The following is a 20,147-nucleotide window of genomic DNA, read 5'->3' on the forward strand; positions in this document are numbered from 1 at the left end:
CAGGGTAACACGTAGTATCAATTATCATGTATCCGTCACCCAGCGATAAGGTAGCCCCAGATCCATGAGCACACCCTCAAGCCCGGCCGGTTCAGGCGCAACCAGCGACTCGCAGGCTCAAGACGTAGCAGCCTACTGCTTGGAACGACGCAGGTATCTTGAGCGCATCCGCAAAGCCCCGGAGATACGGCGGCGTTTCTGGCGCGAAGTCGCTGCCTATTTCATGCGGCGTCTCATCTGGTCTTTCGGTTTCTTCCCGGTATTCATGGCCGTCTGGGTACCGCTGGTGCTATCGAGCCTTAACCCTGTGGTTCTCGCGTCAGACCTTATTCCCCTGCTGCAAAACTTCGTAGACTCAAACCCCGAAGTGCAGGCTACAACACTCAGCACGATTGCCGTTGCCTGGGCGTCGGTCGGTTTCTTTTTTCTGATTTTCGATTTTGTCCTCACGCCGTTCAAATCCCCTTACGAATACGAAGCAGACGTATATATGAGAGCGTGGGAGCAACTCAATCAGGAGCAACTTCCGGCCAAAGTGTGATTTGCCCTGCATTCTCGCAAACTTCAGACGTTTTCAGTTACCTCACTCGGAACTCTCTGGGTAGGATGAAACCATGGCCGGTCGTTTTACCGGAGCAAAATTTACCGGGCTGCATCCTGCCCGAAACATAAAGTAACAGCTTGAGGTAGTAAGATGGCGATCAACAATGCTCTTCTGGTGGACGATTCCAAGGTAGCCCGTTTTGCCCTGAGGAAATTGCTGGAAAGCCGCGACATGAACGTCAATATGGCCAGCTCTGCTGAAGAGGCTCTCACGTTTCTCAACAGCCACGAGCACCCGGATGTCATTTTCATGGATCACCTGATGCCGGGAATGAACGGTATAGAAGCGACCAGGGCCATCAAAAACAACCCGGATACCGCTGGCATACCGGTTATTATGTGCACCTCCCAGAAGTCTTCATCGTTTACCAACGAAGCGCGAGAGTTTGGCGTCTATAGCATTCTGACAAAGCCTACACAGCCGGACGACTTCGCTCAGGTGCTGGACCAACTGGCAAACGATGTCACTCAAGGTGCACTGCCAGCTGCGCCTCATTTTGATCAGGAACCTGCTTCGAATGGCGACACTTCGCCCAACCTTATGCCACCTGTCGATGATCTGATCGAACAGGCTGTGCAAAATAACCGCCTTCACGAACTGCTCAGTTCGCTGTTTGACGAACAGTTTGAGCTCCTTAGTCGCGCCCTGGACGAGTCACATGCCAAGCACGAAAACGTGCAAGAAGAGCGTATCGCACGCCTGCGTGACCAAGTAACGGCTGAGGTAAGCCAACATCTGACCCGGGAACTGGCAGATCTCAAGAGAGAACCTTCTGATGGCTCTGCTGAAAACTCTGGTTTCACAAGCGGCCAGATGGCTGAGCTGAAGGACCATATTACCAGCGTACAGACCATCGATAGCGAGCTGTGGCAAACATTGCAATCTGAGGCCATGCAGCAAACCCATGAGATCTCCCGTGAGACGGCAGAAGACGTTGCCCAGCGAACCATTGATTTGTTCGTGGCGCAGCAGCGTTCTGCTCCACCCAGGGTATATGCCGTCGGGCTGGCTTTTTGTCTTGGTGTGTGCAGTTTCGGGATTATCTGGTTTGCCGGCCTGTTGGGGTAATTACCCCCGGCAATCCTGATCACTGACCGGACACTCGCCCAATGAATTTTGATAGAATGCCGGGATCATTCAATCATACCCGCCCGGAAATTTGATGAACCACCTGTTTGTAGACAACCTCACCGTTATTGATTTCGCTTACCTGGACCCCAGCCGGGGATTGGTTGGGGAAAGCTGGATTGCCGACGTGGTGCTTGGGGGCGAGCTTGATGACCAGGGAATGGTATTCGATTTCAGCAACGTCAAGCGCACCATCAAACGTATCATCGACGAGAGAGTGGATCATCGGCTGGTTATACCTCGCGGCTACGAAGGCCTGTCGTGGAACCAGGACACACCCGATACGTTTTGCTGGGCGTTAACCGACGGCAGCCATATCGTGCACCGGTCACCAGACGAAGCCGTTGTCTGGCTGTCCTCAGAGCGAGTAGTGCCATCGGCGGTGGCGGCCCTGCTTGAGCGAGAGCTGATGGCGGTATTGCCTGCAAATGTGATCTCGGTGGAAATCAATCTCCGGGAAGACGTGATTGAAGGCGCCTATTACCACTATGTTCACGGACTGAAAAAGCACCTTGGAAACTGCCAACGCATTGCCCACGGCCATCGTTCACCCATCCGCATTGATCGCAATGGCCACCGGGATTACGACCTTGAGCGTGCTTGGGCAAAGCTCTGGCAGGATATCTACGTAGGTTCTGAGGAAGACGTGGTTCGGCGTTATGTTGGAGACCATGATGTGCACTACATAACCTTCGAGTATGAGGCCAATCAGGGACAATTCGCGCTAACGCTGCCCGAGGCGCGGGTATACATGCTGAATACGGATACGACCGTGGAACTGATTGCCGCGCACATTGCAAGCCAACTTAAAGTTGAGTGCCCCTCTGATAACATTCGGGTAAAGGCGTATGAGGGCGTTGGCAAGGGCGCCATTGCGTCGCGCTAATCGTTCTTGCAGGCACAAAAAAACCGCCCGAAGGCGGTTTTTTTGATGGCTATCCGGTGGACTAAACCGTCAAGCCGTATTGGCGTCCCCTAGGGGGTTCGAACCCCTGTTGCCGCCGTGAAAGGGCGGAGTCCTAGGCCACTAGACGAAGGGGACTAAAATTGGTGGAGCCAGACGGGATCGAACCGTCGACCTCAACACTGCCAGTGTTGCGCTCTCCCAGCTGAGCTATGGCCCCTCAACGGCTGCGTATATTAAGGATCCGCCCTGTGGGCGTCAACCTTTGGCAGCACTTTTTTTCCAGTTTTCTGAACTTCCCTGTTCAGACTGCTCACTTCTTCAACAAAATGGTTGTTAACCGCCCAGCAGGGCTAATCGCCCAGCGCCGCGTATTCTTTTTCCACTTTCTTGGTTTCCTTCTTGGAGAAGCCTCCAAGCACGTCCAAAGCCTTACGCAAACGAGATCGGGTCATGTCCGGCCCCAACATCTCCATAGAGTCCATAACAGACCAGGAGTTCGGCGTACCGGCAATGGCCACGAACACAGAAAACATGAAGTCGCCCATCTTCATATCCAGGGCTTTGGCCAAAAATTTGATATCCGCAAAAATAGTGTCCTTACTCCAGTGGCGCTGAGCTTCAAGCTTCCACAAGGTAAACTGGAGCACTCGCTTAATCTGACTCTCTTCCAGTTTGTTGTGGGCAAAGTCTTCTGGTTTCAAATCCAGCATGCCCGAGAACATGAACTGGGCCATGGGTGCCACATCCGAGAACACTTCCGCCCTACCCTTGATATGCGGCACCAGCGCTTTAAGCGCGTCTTCGTTAAACCACCACTGGCGCATACGCTCGATAAACTGCTCGTCGGTGAGGTCGTCGCGCAGCCACTGACCGTTGAGCCAGCGCAGTTTTTCCACGTCGAAAACCGGGCCGCCGAGAGAAACACGCTGAATGTCGAAGTTAGCGATCATCTCGTCCAGCGTGAACTTTTCACGCTCATCCGGCATCGACCAACCCATGCGGCCAAGGTAGTTAGTGACCGCTTCGGGCAAAAAGCCCATGCGCTCGTAAAAATTGATGCTGGTCGGGTTCTTGCGTTTGGAAAGCTTGCTCTTGTCCGGGTTGCGCAGCAGCGGAAGGTGACACAGTACAGGCATATCCCAGCCAAAATACTGGTAGAGCAACTTGTGCTTGGGCGCTGAGTTAATCCACTCTTCACCGCGCAGCACGTGGGTGATTTCCATCAGGTGATCATCAACCACGTTCGCCAAGTGGTAGGTTGGCATGCCGTCGGATTTCAACAGAATCTGACAATCCACCTGCGCCCAGTCGATTTCGATATTGCCCCGCAGCATGTCATCGATTTCGCAAACGCCCTCATCCGGCACCTTCATACGGATCACGTGGGGCTCACCTGCATCCAGGCGGCGCTTGACCTCTTCTTCGGACAGCTCAAGGTTCCCTTTGATGCCAGGATTCAGGCCTTGGCTCTTGCGCTCCTCACGAATGGCCTCCAACTCTTCCGGTGTGCGGAAACAGTAAAAGGCGTGGCCCGCAGTCACCAGGTCTTCCGCGTACTGGCGGTAGGAGTGATTGCGCTCAGACTGGCGATACGGCCCGTGAGGCCCACCTACGTCGGGGCCTTCGTCCCAGTTGAGACCAAGCCAACGCAATGCTTTGAGAATATCCTGTTCCGATTCTGCCGTGCTGCGCACCTGATCTGTATCCTCTATACGCAGAATAAACTGCCCGCCATGCTGCCGGGCAAAACACAGGTTGAACAGGGCCACGTAGGCAGTACCAACGTGTGGATCACCCGTGGGTGATGGGGCAATTCGGGTACGTACAGTCATGAAACCTTCCTGAAAATCGGTGGCCGTTTGATAAACCCGGCATTATACCGGCCCGGGCATTATTTCGCATGATCGCTAAGCGTATCATTGCATTTGCCCTCATACGCACCACTAGGGTTTGCGATTTCGTCGTCAGTAATGTAATATTATAACATTGCAAACACACGTCAGGATCCAAATATTCCATGCGTAGCTTCAAAACAGTTTTCGCTCTAGCGCTAAGTGCCAGCGTCGTTCTTTATACCAACACGGCGCTCGCCGATGTGCGTATTTTGACGTCCATCAAACCGCTGGAACTTCTGGTGCGCGCGGTCGCCACGGACGATATGCACACAAGCACTCTGGTACCGGCGGGCGCCAGCCCCCACAGCTATTCGATAACGCCATCGAAACGCCGGGCACTGGAAAGCGCCGACATCATCTTCTGGGTGGGCCCGGAAATGGAGACATTCCTGAATCGCCTCTTAACCGGCCGTGAATTTGCTAATCGTTCCGTTGCGCTGATGAAGCTTGATACAGAAAACAGTCCCGAGGATCATGAAATTAACCGCAACGAGCATGATCACGGCGAAGGGGAAGATCCGCACATCTGGGTAGACCCGCTCAGGGCTATTGCCATGGCGGAAAGCATTCGGGACGCCCTGGCGCAGCTCGAAGGGGCAGATAAATCCGCCCTGGATCGCAACCTGAAAACATTTCGTGCGTCCATTATCCAGACACAAACGCACATTCAAGAGCATCTCGAACCTCTACAGAACGTCAGTCTGTTTGCGTACCACAACGCCTTCACCCGGTTCGCGAAACATTATAATCTGAACGTTGAGGCCGTGCTGACCCTGAATCCCGAACTATCGCCGGGAGCCCGGCATATTGCGGACGTTCAAAAACGTTTGAGCGCTGCAAAGCACCCATGCCTGCTAACTGAGCCGCAATTCAACCGACAATGGTGGCGCTCCATCACCGAGGGGTTGGATATCACCTTCAGCACGTGGGACCCGATGGCCACAGACATTGATACAACCGCCAACGGTTATGCGGCCTTCCAACAGAGCATCGCCGACGCCGCGCTCAAATGCCTACCAGAGAATGCTCAGCATTAATGGAATGGACACCATGGCCAGAAGCGTCTGGCCACTGATGATGCCCGCCATCAGCGGCGCATCGCCGCCTAACTGCCGGGCCAGAATGTAGGCCGATGTTGCCGTTGGAAGCGTGGCCAGAAGCACGGCCACCTGCACCAGCGTGCCTTCAAGTCCCAATACCATGGCGAGACCGGCAGCCATCAGAGGGAACAGCAACAGCTTCAATACTGACGACAGTATGAAAGGCACAGAACCACCCCGCAGGGCTTTAAGCTGAAGCCCTGCGCCAACCGTCATGAGCCCCATAGGCAACGCCAGATTGCTCAGAGGTGCCAGGGTGCCGGCAATGAGCGGATGGAAGCCAATCTCGAAAAAGCTCCAGATAACCCCGATGACCGACCCGATAATAAGTGGATTTGACGCAATTGCGCGCAACACGGGCTTCACCCGCACTGGCCCCGGAGTCGCCACCAGCGAAAACATCAATATGCACAGCAGATTTAACATCGGCACCATGACGGCAACGGCAATGGCTGTGAGCGACAGGCCTTCATCACCCAACAGCATTCCGCCTGCCGCAAGCCCCACGTAGGAATTAAACCGGATAGCGCCCTGGTATACCGAAGAAAAGACTGGCCCACTCCAGCGCCAGAAAAACTGTGCAACGGCCAGTAACAGCGTCATCGCCAGCAACATCGAACCAATAAGCAAAGCGGTGTCGCCATAGGCCGAAGCCGGCAGCCGGGCCTGGCCGAGCTTGAATACCAGCATGGCAGGAAAGAGCACATAGTAGGTAAACCGTTCGGCCTGAGGCCAGAAGTCTACAGACGGAAATGCCCAGCGCCGGAACAGGTACCCCAATACAATCAACGCAAACACAGGCACCAACGCCTGAATCATAACCGGCATACCAAACACTCCAGCATCAGTTGTTCACAACGGATAACGACTCCGGCCCAAGAAGCGTGAAACGGGAAGCCGCGCAGCATAGCAGAAGGCCGGTAAATCGTCTGCTGACCGCGACTAGCGTAATGTCTCTTGTCGGCGGTCATCCTGCCAGGTAGTCAGCCTGGCCCAAGCCTGCCAGACTATTCCCCGTTACGCTGTCATGGAGCGTTTTAGCGTTATATCTATCGTCAGGGAGTACCCATGCCGTCCGAACCCAAACCTAGCCAGGCAAAGGCACCGTCAAAAGCGCCATCAAAAGCACCGTCAAGAGCACCGTCAAGAGCGACCCGCATCATTCATAACCGTCGCCATCAGGATAGCTTCGGCAGCCCTTATTCGCCGGTTTACAACACAACCACCTATCGCTTCGCGAACACGGCAGCTTTGCAAGACGTAATTGAAGGCCGCACGCCAGGCAATCTTTACACTCGCTGGGGCAGCAATCCAACCATCCGGGAACTTGAACAAGGGCTGGCCGGCCTTGAAAATGCAGAAGATGCTCTGGCGTTCGCTTCTGGCATGGCGGCTATTTCTGCAACGTTGTTTGCCCATGGGCGCAACGGCATTGTCTGCTTTGGGGATCTTTACGGCGGAACTCAGGAATTATTAACGCAACACCTGGAACCACTGGGCATACCCGTGACTTTTCTGCTGCAGAGCGAATTCGATCAACTGGCCGATGCTTTGAACAGGCCCGGTATGTTGGTGTACTGCGAATCCCCGGCTAACCCGACCCTCGGCATACTGGACATACGCAAGCTGGCGTTGCTAGCTCACGCCAAAGGCGCCCTTTTGGCCGTCGACAATACCTTTGCCTCACCTGTGAATCAACAACCGCTGGTGCTAGGCGCCGATTTCAGCATCCACAGCGCAACCAAATTTCTTGGTGGCCACAGCGACCTCACCGCAGGTGCTGTTATGGCATCGGCCGAGCAGATCAGGCCAATTGCACTATGGCGCAAAAATCTTGGTCAGATTCTGGCCCCTGAAACCGCTGCGCTACTCTCGCGCAGCCTCCGAACCCTGCCCTTACGGGTACGCCAGCATAACGACAACGCGATGGCCGTTGCTCAGGCTATGGTTAACCACCCGGCTATCAAACAGGTGCTCTACCCCGGTTTACCTGACTTTCCCGGCCATGATTTGGCAGCGCAACAGATGGACGGATTTGGCGGCGTGCTGACTCTGGAGATCAGGGGCGGCCGGGAACAGGCCGCCAAAGTCGCCGACAATCTACGGGTTTTTCTGCTTGCGACCAGTCTGGGCGGCGTGGAAAGCCTGGCATCCCAACCCTGCGCCACGAGCCACCACGGCATTAGCCGCGAGGAGCGAGAACGCCGAGGAATCACCGACGGCATGTTGCGGCTGTCGGTGGGGCTGGAAGACGCGCAAGATCTGATCGCAGATCTGCAACAGGCGTTAAACCTGCTTTAAATCACCGTTACTGAGGAAGTCGCGAAGGGCTACCGCATTGTTGTGTTCGGTGTCCTTGGCGGCAAACACCAATGTCAGGCGCTTGTGTTTCTCTATAATCGACTGCAATTTTTCCAGATCCTCAACCGCATCGTTTTGTTTCAGCTCTTTGAGGTATCGCTGCTGAAACTCCGTCCATTTCTCCGGGTCGTGGCCAAACCACTTTCGCAGTTCGGTAGTGGGTGCCAGGCCTTTCAGCCAGGCCTCAAGTTCTGCATCCTCTTTGGCAACGCCACGGGGCCATATTCGGTCGACCAGAATACGCGGGCCGTCGGAGCGCGCGGCGGCGTCATAAGCTCTTTTGATTCGAATTTCCATCATCGGGCCTCCGTTTTATCGGTCAGAAAAACAAGTATGGATCAGATAAGATCATCCGGACTCAACTGCTCCACGGAATTTTTACCCAGCAGGGCAAGCGTCAACTCCACTTCATAGCGGACGTTTTCTAACATCCGGCAAACCGCCGCCTCGCCCCCTGCCGCCAGCGCGTAAGCCCATGCGCGACCCACCAGACAGGTGTTTGCGCCCAGACAAAGCGCCCTGACTACATCCTGGCCAGACTGCACGCCGCCATCAAACAGAATGTCGGTTTTCCCGGATACGGCTTCTACGATGGCGGGCAACGCCGAGATGGTTGAAGGTGCGCCATCAAGTTGTCGCCCCCCATGATTGGAAACCACAATGCCGTCGGCCCCGACATCCACCGCCGAACGCGCATCATCGGGATCCATAATCCCCTTGATCACAAGCTTGCCGGGCCAATGCTGTCGCACCCAATCCAGATCTTTCCAGGTAACAGACGCGTCAAACTGCTTCTCGACCCACGCTTTGAAATCCTCAGGATTACGGCCCGACGGAACCGCATCGGCAAGATTGCCAAAGGTCAACGGCTTGCCTTTAACGGCAACATCCCAAAGCCAGAGTGGATGGGAAAGCAGGTCAGACAGTTTCTGGATTTTCCCCCAGGGTGAGAGGCCGCCGCTCATGCCATTGCGCACATCGCGATATCGCACACCGAGCCTGGGGAGGTCAACCGTAAAGACGAGCGTTGAGTACCCTGCTTTGTGCGCCCGATTGAGCAGCGCCTTGGAGTAGCCTCTGTCTTTGAGCACATACAGTTGAAACCAGTTGGCCACATCGGTTGACTCGGCAACCTCTTCCAGCGAGCAGATGGAGACGGTACTCAGGCAAAACGGCACGCCCTTCTTTTGCGCTGCCCGAGCCGCCTGAACCTCGCCCCGACGCGCCAGCATGCCCGCAAGGCCTACAGGCGCGAGCACCAGCGGCAGTGAAACATCCTGGCCCAGTATTCGTGCGGTGGCAGATACGTTGGCAACATCCCGCATCACTCTCTGGCGAAAGCGCAAGCTCTGGAAATCTTCCGTGTTTTCTCTGAGAGTCTGCTCGGAAAAGGCACCACCATCAACGTAGTCGAACATCATCCGGGGCAACCGGGCTTCGGCAAGTGCGCGGTTATCCGTGGTATTTGCGGGCGTAATCATAGGGGTGCGTATTCTCCGGTTTGTTCGGTCTGGCAATGACGTATCTCCCAGCATAGTAGCAAGCTTGCCTGATCTGAAGCTCTCCGGGGGTTGGCCATTTACTCCGATCACGCCGCTCATGACGCAGATCATTCGGCAATCTGCTTTTTTGACAGATGCAAAGGCGTAAGCCCCTCGCCTCTGTTAATACTTCTAATACTTATGTGTTAACGAATACGCCTGTTTTAACAAGATGCGCGAAATGCAGCGCATAAAAAGCCTCTATTTTTTAATATCTCAGTGCAACAAAGAGAGATCACGCCATGGATACCATCACAGTTCGGCTCTATCGCTACAATCCGGAAACCGACGGCTCGCCCTATGAGCAAGATGTGACCGTGGATTCGAGTTACCGGAACCGTATGGTGCTGGACGTTCTTGAGCACGTTAAAACCATTGACCCCACCCTTTCTTTTCGCCGCTCCTGTCGCGAGGGCGTCTGCGGGTCTGACGGCCTGAATATTAACGGTCGCAACGGGCTTGGGTGTATCACACGGGTAAGTGACGCTCTTGGAAAATCGACCACCCTGGTCATTCGGCCACTGCCAGGCATGCCGGTTATTCGTGATCTGGTGGTCGATCAAACGCTTTTCTTCAAACAGTACAAAAGCATTCAACCCTGGTTGATCAATGACAAGCCCCGCCCGGCCATCGAGCGGCTCCAAAGCCCCGAAGACCGGGCAAAGCTCGATGGTTTGTATGAGTGCATTCTCTGCGCCTGCTGCTCTTCTGCCTGTCCGTCCTGGTGGTGGAACCCGGAAAAATACGTGGGGCCCGCAGGTTTGCTGCAAGCCCATCGTTTTCTACTCGACTCCAGGGACACCGCAACGACCGAACGCCTGGCGAAGCTTGAAGATCCGTTCAGCGTGTTCCGCTGCAGAGGGATTGGCAACTGCACGGCTTATTGCCCGAAAGGCCTTAATCCCATGAGAGAAATTGGTCGAATCAAAGCCATGCTTTTCCGGCAACAGGTTTGATAAGGCATTAATCGTTATTAATTCAATTTGATCGGCAAACCTTGCACAAGCGTTTACACTGAGCTGTTGACTAACCCATAAATACAAACAGGTCTACAACAGGAGCAGCTTGATGCAAGCAATTCGATCCTATACCCAGTCCGTTTCGGCGATCATGACGCTGATGATGATTTTGAGTTCGATGTGGGCGATCCCCGCCTCGGCAAGCATCGTTGGCACAGGCGAACTCTTGACCGAACAGCGCGCTGATATCGACCGCGATGCGCTGATGGGCATGTTAGAGCGCGATGAGGTTAAAAGTACGCTGGCGAGTATGGGAGTGGGCGAACAAGAGGTAAGAGACAGAATTCAGAGCCTAACGCCTTCCGAATTGGCGGATTTCAAGCAACAGCTTGCCCAGGCTCCCGCCGGCGAAGGCGTGGTTGGCATCATCGTGCTGTTCCTGCTGGTCTTCATCATCACAGACATGCTGTGCGCAACGGATATCTTTCCGTTCATTAACTGCATACGTTAACCGCATTACTGTGCATACGTTCTGGCAAAGGCAAAGCCGTTTTGGTTTGCGGGTGTTATGGAGAGTGCTGTCGGGAGCGCTGCTGGGCGTGTTGCTCTCAGGCTGCGCCAACCAGCCGCATTGGCCAGACGCGTATGGACCGGACGCGTATGAGAGCAGCAACCTGACAAGTATTGCGTCTACTCGCCGGTCTCTTACCAGCACCATTCTTACTAACGTGCCGTTTCATCCACAGGAAAAATACCAGTGTGGCCCGGCATCACTGGCGATGATGCTTAATGCTCAGAATGTAGACGTTTTGCCGGATGAATTGGTCGACCGCGTGTACCTACCCCAGCGCAAAGGTGCTCTGCAAGTAGAGATGGTGGCAGCGGCGCGCCAATATGGAATGCTGGTTTATCCGCTGGCGCCAAAACTTGAGAGTATTCTGGACGAGGTCCGGGCGGGACACCCCGTTCTTATTCTGCAAAATCTGCGCTTCGAATGGTGGCCGCAATGGCATTTTGCGGTGGTTATCGGATATGACAGCGTAAAAAGGACGCTGATACTTCATTCGGGCATACAGGCGAATTATCGCCAACCCGCAACGGTGTTTATGGCAACCTGGAACCGCTCGGAACGCTGGGCGAGGGTCATTTTGCCACCTGACAAGATACCGTCTACAGCCGAACCGCTCACCTTTTTGATGGCAGCGCACGATCTGGAAACGACCCGGCAGACCATCGCGGCGACGTCCGCCTACAAAGCGGCACTCAGAACCTGGCCCGATCAGCCGGCGGCATTGCTGGGATTGGGTAACATTGCCTATCAGCAGGCGCAGTGGTCCGAAGCGGAAGGTTACTATCGCGCCATGACGGACCAGTTTCCCGACATCAGCGCTGGCTGGAATAACCTCGCCGAGGCGCTACTCAGACAAGGCAAACACGAAGAGTCCACAGACATGATGAACAAAGCCCTGGAAACCGGAAAGCACCCTGAAAGCTCTGGCGCGAGTTAACCGGTTTCGGTTGGGCTGTCCACTTCAGGTTCTTTACCTAAAAACAGCTTCTCCAGATTCAAAAAGCCGTCCTGGATGAGGTCGAAACCCTTATCTATCTCGCCGGCAAGCGTCTCGTTCATCATGCCCAACGCCGTAATCTGGTCCCGGGCTTCCGCATAGCCTTTCTCGATGCCCGCGCGGGCTTGAGACAGCAAATCCGTAAGCTTCTCAACATCTCCCCCGGCATCTGCTTCTTGTTGCAGGCGGTTTTGCACAAATCCAAGAATGCGGCTGGCAACGTCAGAAGCGGTAGGTGGCTGAGACTGTGCAGCGTACTTATCCGCGACGGGCGATTTTACTCCTCCCCCACCACCCATGGCCTCCTGAACCCGTTGTTCCAGGCGCGCGCGCAAAACATTAATGGCGTCCGCGGGTGTGCGAATCGTCGCCTGTTTGTCGACTCGCGACTCAGCGGTTACCCGGCTGGCGGGCCTGCTCTGTGACGGGCCTGCGGTTGCTCGACCGGTCGCATCCGGTCCACGACCAACAATTGGCTCTACCATAACCATTTCCTCCTGCAAGGACGTATATGTAATGGTTATCGGCAGATACTGGCTAAGCTTTAAGATCGACTGGTTATAGTAAAGCCTATATACAGCAAGACCGAACGCCTGCCGGTTTATCCTATTTTTTAACCCAACGGTCGTCCACCTGAATGTACTGTCCCGGTGGGGTTTTTTCGACCGCTTTCTGGCCTGCGACCGTCTCGACTTTGGTGACCGCAATGCCATGTTTTTCAGCGATTTTCTTGTAAGCTTCGCGGCGCGCATCGTTGATGGCACTGACAAGCTCCTGAGCCTTTGGGTCAGCATTTACGGCGGCCAGATAACCCGCCTGTGTCTCACCGACCAAACCCTGACTTTTCGACGATTCCAGGGCATTCTTAGCTTCATCCAAGCTCATAGCCATGGCCGGCAGGGCCAGACAGAACGTTAAGACCAGGGCACTGAATCGCGCAAATAATGTCATGACCAACTCCTTAATAATCCAATATGTGCGAAGCGTCTGTGCAATCAGAACAGGCCTTTTTCGCTGAACAGTTCGTCCACATCTTTATCCACCTTCACGTAAATCTCGTGCTGAATCTTCACGTTCAGATTCACGGTAATCGGCTCCTTCGGCGCAGCAACCTGAACGGTCGGGGTGCAAGCGACCAGCAAACCACCCATAACCATACCTGCGAGCAGAGTGGTCACATGCCGGGAAATCCTGGAACCAAATTGCGTCATATCGATGTACTCCTTTGTTACCCTTTACTGTAACAGGTCGCCGGGAACCGGCTCACGCTTCTGCAGTAATTTTTTGACTCTTTCCGTCACAGCGTCGCTCACCCTGCCGCTTAATTGCAGGCTGGTCAGCAGCGCGGGAATATTCTCTTCCAGATTGATGTTCAGCACCACCGCCTGGCCATTGCCAACTTTCGGGCTGCTGCCCTCAAGGTGGAGATTTAGAACCAGCGTGCCGTCTTCACCATAATCGATACCACTGTCCAGAATCGAGTAACGAAAATCCTCAAGGGCTTTGGCGACCAGTTCCATCGACTTGCTCTGGCTAGCGAGCGCCTTCAACCGCTCTGCCGTAAGTTGCAACCGCCCACCGGGCTTGAGCGCATCAATACGGCCCTGCTCTACGCTAACTCCTGTTGCAGGATCAAACAGTACTGGCACGGTTCCGCTGAGAATACCGGTGCCTGCAAGCCCCTCAGTCGGGTAAATCTGCAAAAGGCGTGCAAGGCTGAGTTGTGTGAGCTCAACGGGAACAGTGACCGGCGCGTTCGCCAAATTCCAGCTTCCGGGCTGAATGCGTATCTGCCCACCCAAGGCGTCAGATTCGGCCCGTTCCAACGTTAATTGCCCGGCAGCCATCTGCCCCAAAGGTGCTTCATAGTGTGCGGCCAGCTGTACTGGCCCAATCGGTAGCCCGGAGCTCACTTGCTCCACCGACAGTTCTGGCGTTGTCACACGGATGCGATCATTTTTAACGCTAATGTCAGCGGAGCCGTTCATTCTGCTCCAGGCGGTGCGATCAAATGTGCCACTCCAATCCGCAAACACCAGCTTGCCAGCCAATCGCTTTTCCCCGTTTTGCGGTTGTTCATAAGTAGCGTTGGCGCTGATCGTGCCTCCCGACACCGTGAGCAAGGGTGAGCAGGCGGCGACTATTCGAGACAGGGCCTCGGCTTCTTGCTTCCCGCTTATCCGCATCTTGCCCTCAAGCGTCAGAAGACCACGATGCGGCACGGTCAAATCAAGGTTCATTGTTGTTCCGGCGTGGGCCTTGAGCACACCCGTAACGCTGACTTGAGCGAGTCTGCTGTCTACTCTGCCGTTGAACTGCCAGGATTGGGCCAGCAACTGAGGATGCTCGATCTGCTGTGCCTTCACGCCAACAGGTCCGCTCAGAGTAAACGCATCCAGCTCACCTTCCGCAAGTCGGAAACGGGCGTTTACGTCAGTTTGAGCAAGCTCAACACGAAGGCCTTTGACGATAGGGGCACTCTTTTTAACAGCCGCTGATTCTGAAACAGGCGACAGGGTGTCTGCCTCGATTGCGGTCGGTGCACTGAATTTCAGTGCCGCCGTGGTGGTATCCAACCAGCCAGAAAGCGCTACCTGAACCTTGGGTTTGGTGAGTAGCCAGCCGCCCACTTCCCATTTCGGCAGCGCAGCGCTCAGCCGGGTTTTGCCCAGTTCAACCCTCCACGGCGCACCGGTTGCTACGGCAAGATGCGAGCGTACGGACAGGTTGGCACCTCCGCGCGTGCTTAAATCCACATTCAGCGGCAACAGCGTTCGCTTGACCCCGGTTCTAGCGGCTGCGGTTGGAGAGACATTTTGAGAGACATTGTTTGGAGAGACAGGCTCTAAAGCGTCCCCTGGCCGAACAGCCAGGGTTAACGAATCAGGCCGCATCAGCGCCGGAACTCTTTTGATCCACGCCGCCGGATGAACCAACTCTATATCAGCTTCAAGGGTTTCTGGCTGCCACTGGCCTTGCGCAACATTGAGAACGACCGCAAGGCTTCCGCTGATCTTTCCTAATCCGGGGGCCGGCCAAGGCTGAGGCACCCGCGCTTGAACGCTCACACGCCCCGTGGCCTGGGCCAGGAAGTTATCAATTTCAGGGCCCTGCAACGCCCAACTGGCCTGCAATGACCCTGCCTGTGGCTGCTTTGGCCAGTCCTCAAGGGGAAGACTCTGCCAGGCTTGTAGCCATGCCAGTAGCCAATCTGTCTGGGGCAAGTCCGGCATTTCAAAAGAGCCATCCCAAGACACAGGACGGTGCGCATTGCGGCTGCTATAACTCGACTTCGCAGATAAGTAGCGTATACCGTCGATATCCAGTTCTGCGGAAAAACTTAACGCATCGTCCCAGGAGCCCGAAAGGGCTGCCAACAGGTCTATCTGATGACCTTCATGATCAAGCTGAACCCTGGCTTCTACAGGAAGGCTTGCGTTTGCAATGGCAAGCGAAGAAGCAGGTCCGGAATCCGGATTTGATGGCGAACGGGTAATCGACAGACTTCCTGCAAGAGAGCAACGACCCGTCTCACAAGGCAGGGTCGCATCGAACTGCTTAATGGTAACCTCCGAAGGCATCCAGGCCTGCAGTCCAGGCGGCCACTGGTCGGCTTGTGCCTGCTTCGATGCCGACGGCACATCGGGTTTTGTGGCCCAGTACAGCTCCAAATGCCCTACCTGCAGCGCCGTTAACCGAGGGAGCCATTCTGCACCCCATTCTGGCCAGTGCCATCCGAGCGTTAAATCGGTGCCGCGTATAACAAGATTCCGCGTCGGCTGGACCTGAGTCACCCGCAGATCAAGCAGCGACGCACCACTCAGTGACAGATCCAGCCCCTGCCACTCCAGCGTTTCAATACCGTTGCGTTCCAGTGCCTCGTTCCAGAAGTAACGAACAGCCAGCGCGCTCACCAGTATGGAAACCAACCACACCGTGAACAGCACCCACCCGAGGCGTTTCCGACCTATGCGCATTACACACTATCCCGAATTCGTTGCGGGCTTCTCAATATAGCCATATCGAGCATCCACATTCGCCGCTTGGTTCGTCATTCCTGGAAGCCAGAGTTTAATCGACGGGAACACTATACACAGCACAAGCCCGGTCCTGCTTACACCCGCAAACTGGAGCTCTGTTGTTTATGCTTTTACGCACCATTATGCACCTTGTTGAGTCTAACCAGTAACCTGCCTGAGGGCCACGGGCTCAAACACACTATGCTTGTAAAATGATGCAAAAAAACAACAAAAGTGGTCAGTTTGCACCGATCCTATTCTCGCCAAGAGATACCAAGCTCGCGTAAACTTTGTTTAAGTCATTGATCCGTGCTCACTAAGGTAGTAATTGCCATGTTCCGTTTGATCACGTCCAGTATTCGCAACAAGATGCTCCTCACGACCGGTTTAGGCACAGCGCTGGTGGTAACGGCCGCGATGATCGCCATGGCCACCGCCTGGCAAAGCATACAAAGCTATCAGAACCTGCTGAGTCACGACGTGGTCAACGAGCGGCAGGTGACCCAACTGGGCCACCAACTGGAGCTACAACTGGCGGATTGGAACCAGATATTGCTATTGGGCGCAGATCCGGGCCGGCGGGACTTCGAGGAGAGCTTCTGGTCCAGGGGAGAGACCCTGATTACACATGCGCAAACGCTCGTTGGCGATCTTTCCGATCCGGAATCTGTCGACTTACTGGAACAGTTTATCGCTGCCCATAAAAAGATGAGCGACGGTTACCGAGACGGTCTCGAGTTCTTTTACGACACCGGTTTCAATGCCATTAGCGCCTACGCTGTAGTCCAGGGACTGAGCACACAGTCGCAGGAGACCGTAGAAAGCCTGCTCGCCCATATGGAAAAACGCACCTCGGCGCTGGCCAACGCCACCCAGACCAGCACGGCACGAAACCTCAAAGCCTGCGTGGCGGCTATCGCGGGGTCCATCGTAATCGCATTTATTATCTTCCTGATGCTGCTCCAGCGCAGCATCGTTCGGCCTGCAAGGGAGCTAGTCACCGATTTGGCACGCCTGGCCGACGGTGACTTCTCACAGCCAGTGCGCCGCAGCACCCAGGACGAACTGGGCCAGGTGGCAGGCAGCGCGCAGAAAATCCAGCACGACCTCGGCGAACTGGTTGCGCGAATTTCAACGGTGGTAACCCAGGTGGCGTCGGCATCAGAGCAAACCGCAGCGATTTCCAACCGCAATCGCGACGCCGTGGCCAATCAGCAACAGGAAACCAGAGAGATTGCCACGGCCATGAATGAAATGGCCGCCACCGTCCAGGAAGTAGCCCAGTATGCCGCCCAGGGTGCAGAAGCTGCCAACCAGGCCTCCGAGGAATCCAATAGCGGCAGTGCCGTGGTTGCTAATGCCGTTGATCGTATCCGTGAACTGGCAGCACAAGTAGAAACAGCCGCTCAGGCCATTAGCAGACTGGATGAAAAAAGTGCGGCCATCGGCAGCGTTCTGGATGTTATTCGAGGTATTGCCGAGCAAACCAACCTGCTGGCTCTGAATGCGGCTATCGAGGCTGCGCGCGCAGGCGAACAGGGCCGCGGGTTTGCGGTGGTAGCCGATGAGGTGAGAGCACTCGCCAGGCGCACGTCGGAATCTACCGACCAAATTCAGAAAACGATTGAGCAATTGCAACAAGAAAGCGGCAGCACTGTGTCTGTTATGAAGCACGGCCAAACCATCGCCAGCGAAGTGGTCATCGAGGCCGGTGCCGCCGGTGATGCGCTGGTGGCCATTCGCCAGTCCGTGGCCAGTATCAACGACATGAACATCCGAATTGCCAGTGCTGCCGAGGAACAAAGCTCCGTGGCAGATGATATGAACCGGCGCATCGTTACCATCGCCGATGTGGCTGAACAGAGCGCCTCTGCCGCCGCAGAAACCAGCCAAGCCAGCGCGGGGCTTTCAGAGTTGGCAACGGAGCTACAGACCATGGTGAATCGTTTCAAGGTAGCGTAAGGAAACGTTTACGTTCGCTCCCTTTTCGTGGGTATCATCCTGATAGCGTGTATGGGACACGGATCATGACGGACTTTTCGCGAGCCTCCTCGCTCGCTCTGTTCAACGAGTATTGCCTGCAAAGCGGGCTTGATTCCACGAATATGTTGAAAGCCGCCAGGTTGCCGGCAGATACGCTTGCGAATCCCGAAAGCCTGATTCCCTATTCAAGATTTCTCAACTTGCTGGACCTGTGCGCCGAAAAATCCGGTAACCCGCTGTTTGGCCTTGAATACGGTCTGTACCAAGGCGTTGCCATTTTTGGCCCCCTGTTCTACCTGATCCGGAATGCGCGCACGGTGGGCGAATCGCTGCAGGAGCTGGCGATGGGCGTCGCGTGTCGACTGCTGCAGAGTTTGTTGGGCCGGCACTGGGCGAGGCCGACCAAACCCTGCACCGACTCATGCGCCAGCACATTATTGAAGACATGGAGCAACTGACGCCGGAGGAGTTGCCGAGTTTCGTACAGCACCTGCTGCGCAGTTTTTTACCCAACGGTCGGGTAACCATCGATCTTGTTGCCGACTACATGCTGCTGAGCAAGCGCTCGTTGCAGCGCCTTCTGGCGGAAGAAGGCACGTCGTTCCAAAGCCTGTTGGAAAGCACCCGTAAGTCCATGGCCCAGCGTTATCTGAAAAACTCCAACATCAGCCAGACTCAGCTCGCGAGCCTTCTGGGTTACTCCGAACTGAGTGCATTCTCACGGGCCTTTCAGCGTTGGTTCGGCCAAAGCCCGCGCGCGCGTGGAAACAAGCGCAAAGTTTAGCCACCCCTCAAGACCCAGCCCACAAACGGTTTATTCTTCCGATCGGCCGGCGACGCTGAAACCACATTTCAAAAATTGAACAGACGGGTGGCACCAAAATTTGGATAATAGTCGCGATACAAGTCTGTCGCAATTCAAGGCCGTCGCGCGTCAAATTCTACAAACCGGGTACCCTCGTAATGGAAATCAACGTCAATTATCTCGACAATCTCCGAATTGAAGCCAAGTTTGACGACTTTTCGGTGATTTCCGATCAGCCCATACGCTATAAAGGCGACGGTTCGGCGCCAGGTCCGTTTGACTACTTTTTAGCTTCCTCGGCGTTGTGTGCGGCTTATTTCGTCCGAGTTTACTGTTTGGCGCGTGATATCCCGACCGATAACATACGCTTGTCCCAGAACAACATTGTTGACCCCGAGAACCGCTATAACCAGATTTTCAAGATTCAGGTTGAGCTGCCAGAGGATCTGCCGGAGAAACATCGCCAAGGCATTCTGCGTTCGATTGACCGCTGTACGGTCAAGAAAGTTGTGCAAACCGGCCCGGAGTTCCAGATTGAAATCGTCGACAACCTGGTGGGAGACGCACAAGCCCTGTTGATGGCCAGGCCAGAGGGTGAGGCGAACACCTACATTGTGGGTAAAGACCTGCCGCTTGAGCAGACCATTGCCAACATGACCACTATGATTGCGGATCTGGGCATGAAGATCGAAATCGCGTCGTGGCGCAACATTGTGCCCCACGTTTGGTCACTGCACATTCGCGATGCAGCTTCGCCAATGTGCTTCACCAACGGCAAAGGCTCCACTAAAGAAAGCGCCCTGTGTTCTGCTTTGGGCGAATTTATTGAGCGACTGAACTGCAACTTCTTCTACAACGATCAGTTTTTTGGTGAGGAAATCGCCAACAGTGCGTTTGTTCACTGCCCAAAAGAGCGGTGGTTCAAGCCCGGGCCCAATGACGAGCTGCCGTCGGGTATTCTGGATGACCACTGCCTGCCTATCTACAACCCGGAGGATGAACTGGTTGGGTCCAACCTCATAGACACCAACTCCGGCAATGCAAAGCGCGGCATTTGCGCGTTGCCGTTTGTGCGCCATTCCGACGGCGAAGAGGTGTACTTCCCTTCCAACCTGATAGAGAACCTGTTTTTGAGCAATGGCATGAGTGCGGGCAACACTCTGTTTGAGGCGCAAGTGCAGTGCCTGTCAGAAATCTTTGAGCGTGCGGTCAAAAAACAGATCATTCAGGAGGAAATTACCCTTCCCGATGTACCTCTGCACGTGCTGGAAAAATAC

The 20,147-nt window shown here is 55.0% G+C and carries 20 protein-coding genes and 2 tRNA genes; 12 read left to right on the forward strand and 10 right to left on the reverse strand.

The window, feature by feature from the left end; translation table 11 throughout:
- Nucleotides 1-64: 64 nt before the first annotated feature.
- The 3 genes from ENI00_RS01455 (at nucleotide 65) to ENI00_RS01465 (ending at nucleotide 2,618) form a co-directional block, all read left to right on the forward strand.
- Nucleotides 65-541, forward strand: coding sequence for a hypothetical protein (locus ENI00_RS01455; RefSeq protein WP_304097758.1), 477 nt, complete (start codon nucleotides 65-67; stop codon nucleotides 539-541).
- A gap of 153 nt (nucleotides 542-694) precedes the next feature.
- A complete protein-coding gene (locus tag ENI00_RS01460; RefSeq protein ID WP_304097760.1) occupies nucleotides 695-1,672 on the forward strand; it encodes a response regulator in 978 nt (325 codons plus the stop codon).
- 94 nt (nucleotides 1,673-1,766) lie between these two features.
- Nucleotides 1,767-2,618 carry a 6-carboxytetrahydropterin synthase gene (locus ENI00_RS01465; RefSeq protein WP_304097763.1) on the forward strand — a complete coding sequence of 284 codons (852 nt, stop codon included), beginning with the start codon at nucleotides 1,767-1,769 and terminating at the stop codon, nucleotides 2,616-2,618.
- Nucleotides 2,619-2,698: 80 nt separating this feature from the next.
- Here ENI00_RS01465 and ENI00_RS01470 read toward each other — a convergent pair.
- The 3 genes from ENI00_RS01470 to gltX all read right to left on the reverse strand — a co-directional run bounded on the left by ENI00_RS01470 (nucleotide 2,699) and on the right by gltX (nucleotide 4,471).
- Nucleotides 2,699-2,774: transfer RNA gene (locus tag ENI00_RS01470), tRNA-Glu, on the reverse strand.
- A gap of 6 nt (nucleotides 2,775-2,780) precedes the next feature.
- Nucleotides 2,781-2,856 (reverse strand) — tRNA-Ala (locus ENI00_RS01475).
- A 133-nt stretch (nucleotides 2,857-2,989) separates the two neighbouring features.
- Nucleotides 2,990-4,471: a glutamate--tRNA ligase gene (gene gltX / locus ENI00_RS01480; protein WP_304097765.1), complete on the reverse strand. Its 1,482-nt coding sequence runs from the start codon at nucleotides 4,469-4,471 to the stop codon at nucleotides 2,990-2,992.
- Between the two features lie 185 nt (nucleotides 4,472-4,656).
- Between gltX and ENI00_RS01485 the strand changes: the two genes are divergently transcribed.
- Nucleotides 4,657-5,571 (forward strand): zinc ABC transporter substrate-binding protein, encoded by a 915-nt coding sequence (locus ENI00_RS01485; protein ID WP_304097768.1) that lies wholly within the window; start codon nucleotides 4,657-4,659, stop codon nucleotides 5,569-5,571.
- Here the strand turns inward: ENI00_RS01485 and ENI00_RS01490 are convergent.
- Nucleotides 5,548-6,462, reverse strand: coding sequence for an AEC family transporter (locus ENI00_RS01490; RefSeq protein WP_304097771.1), 915 nt, complete (start codon nucleotides 6,460-6,462; stop codon nucleotides 5,548-5,550). The genes ENI00_RS01485 and ENI00_RS01490 overlap by 24 nt on opposite strands.
- Nucleotides 6,463-6,702: 240 nt before the next feature.
- Between ENI00_RS01490 and ENI00_RS01495 the strand changes: the two genes are divergently transcribed.
- On the forward strand, nucleotides 6,703-7,935 hold the full coding sequence (locus tag ENI00_RS01495; protein ID WP_304097774.1) for a trans-sulfuration enzyme family protein: 1,233 nt from the start codon (nucleotides 6,703-6,705) through the stop codon (nucleotides 7,933-7,935).
- Here ENI00_RS01495 and ENI00_RS01500 read toward each other — a convergent pair.
- Both ENI00_RS01500 and ENI00_RS01505 read right to left on the reverse strand, forming a co-directional pair.
- Nucleotides 7,921-8,295, reverse strand: coding sequence for a DUF488 domain-containing protein (locus ENI00_RS01500; protein WP_349740305.1), 375 nt, complete (start codon nucleotides 8,293-8,295; stop codon nucleotides 7,921-7,923). The genes ENI00_RS01495 and ENI00_RS01500 overlap by 15 nt on opposite strands.
- A 38-nt stretch (nucleotides 8,296-8,333) precedes the next feature.
- Entirely contained in the window at nucleotides 8,334-9,476 is a 1,143-nt protein-coding gene (locus ENI00_RS01505) for an L-lactate dehydrogenase (protein ID WP_304097777.1), read from the reverse strand.
- 302 nt (nucleotides 9,477-9,778) lie between these two features.
- Between ENI00_RS01505 and ENI00_RS01510 the strand changes: the two genes are divergently transcribed.
- The 3 genes from ENI00_RS01510 to ENI00_RS01520 all read left to right on the forward strand — a co-directional run bounded on the left by ENI00_RS01510 (nucleotide 9,779) and on the right by ENI00_RS01520 (nucleotide 12,003).
- On the forward strand, nucleotides 9,779-10,492 hold the full coding sequence (locus tag ENI00_RS01510) for a succinate dehydrogenase iron-sulfur subunit (RefSeq protein ID WP_304097781.1): 714 nt from the start codon (nucleotides 9,779-9,781) through the stop codon (nucleotides 10,490-10,492).
- Between the two features lie 112 nt (nucleotides 10,493-10,604).
- On the forward strand, nucleotides 10,605-11,006 hold the full coding sequence (locus ENI00_RS01515) for a PA2779 family protein (RefSeq protein ID WP_304097784.1): 402 nt from the start codon (nucleotides 10,605-10,607) through the stop codon (nucleotides 11,004-11,006).
- A gap of 64 nt (nucleotides 11,007-11,070) precedes the next feature.
- Complete coding sequence (locus ENI00_RS01520; RefSeq protein WP_304097787.1) at nucleotides 11,071-12,003, forward strand: PA2778 family cysteine peptidase; 933 nt, start codon at nucleotides 11,071-11,073, stop codon at nucleotides 12,001-12,003.
- On the opposite strand, the gene ENI00_RS01525 is transcribed toward ENI00_RS01520, so the two are convergent.
- From ENI00_RS01525 to ENI00_RS01540, 4 genes are all read right to left on the reverse strand, one after another.
- The gene (locus ENI00_RS01525; protein WP_304097790.1) at nucleotides 12,000-12,548 is read right to left on the reverse strand and encodes a DUF5610 domain-containing protein; all 549 of its coding nucleotides are present in this window, start codon (nucleotides 12,546-12,548) and stop codon (nucleotides 12,000-12,002) included. The two genes, ENI00_RS01520 and ENI00_RS01525, sit on opposite strands and share 4 nt — an antisense overlap.
- A 121-nt stretch (nucleotides 12,549-12,669) precedes the next feature.
- The gene (locus ENI00_RS01530; RefSeq protein ID WP_304097792.1) at nucleotides 12,670-13,014 is read right to left on the reverse strand and encodes a YdbL family protein; all 345 of its coding nucleotides are present in this window, start codon (nucleotides 13,012-13,014) and stop codon (nucleotides 12,670-12,672) included.
- A gap of 44 nt (nucleotides 13,015-13,058) precedes the next feature.
- Nucleotides 13,059-13,220 carry a YnbE family lipoprotein gene (locus ENI00_RS01535; RefSeq protein ID WP_304097812.1) on the reverse strand — a complete coding sequence of 54 codons (162 nt, stop codon included), beginning with the start codon at nucleotides 13,218-13,220 and terminating at the stop codon, nucleotides 13,059-13,061.
- Nucleotides 13,221-13,298: 78 nt separating this feature from the next.
- Nucleotides 13,299-16,040, reverse strand: a complete 2,742-nt coding sequence (locus ENI00_RS01540) for a YdbH domain-containing protein (RefSeq protein WP_304097794.1) — start codon at nucleotides 16,038-16,040, stop codon at nucleotides 13,299-13,301.
- A gap of 375 nt (nucleotides 16,041-16,415) precedes the next feature.
- On the opposite strand from ENI00_RS01540, the gene ENI00_RS01545 reads away from it, so the two are divergent.
- From ENI00_RS01545 to ENI00_RS01560, 4 genes are all read left to right on the forward strand, one after another.
- Nucleotides 16,416-18,044: a methyl-accepting chemotaxis protein gene (locus ENI00_RS01545; protein ID WP_304097797.1), complete on the forward strand. Its 1,629-nt coding sequence runs from the start codon at nucleotides 16,416-16,418 to the stop codon at nucleotides 18,042-18,044.
- 65 nt (nucleotides 18,045-18,109) lie between these two features.
- The gene (locus ENI00_RS01550) at nucleotides 18,110-18,523 is read left to right on the forward strand and encodes an AraC family transcriptional regulator ligand-binding domain-containing protein (RefSeq protein WP_304097800.1); all 414 of its coding nucleotides are present in this window, start codon (nucleotides 18,110-18,112) and stop codon (nucleotides 18,521-18,523) included.
- Nucleotides 18,421-18,849 carry a helix-turn-helix transcriptional regulator gene (locus ENI00_RS01555; RefSeq protein WP_304097803.1) on the forward strand — a complete coding sequence of 143 codons (429 nt, stop codon included), beginning with the start codon at nucleotides 18,421-18,423 and terminating at the stop codon, nucleotides 18,847-18,849. Before ENI00_RS01550 ends, ENI00_RS01555 begins: the two co-directional genes overlap by 103 nt.
- Nucleotides 18,850-19,028: 179 nt before the next feature.
- Nucleotides 19,029-20,147 (forward strand): YcaO-like family protein (locus ENI00_RS01560; protein WP_304097806.1); only part of this gene is annotated, 1,119 nt, incomplete at its 3' end.

The organism is Marinobacter antarcticus (assembly GCF_011049865.1).
Taxonomy (GTDB): Bacteria; Pseudomonadota; Gammaproteobacteria; order Pseudomonadales; family Oleiphilaceae; genus Marinobacter; species Marinobacter antarcticus_A.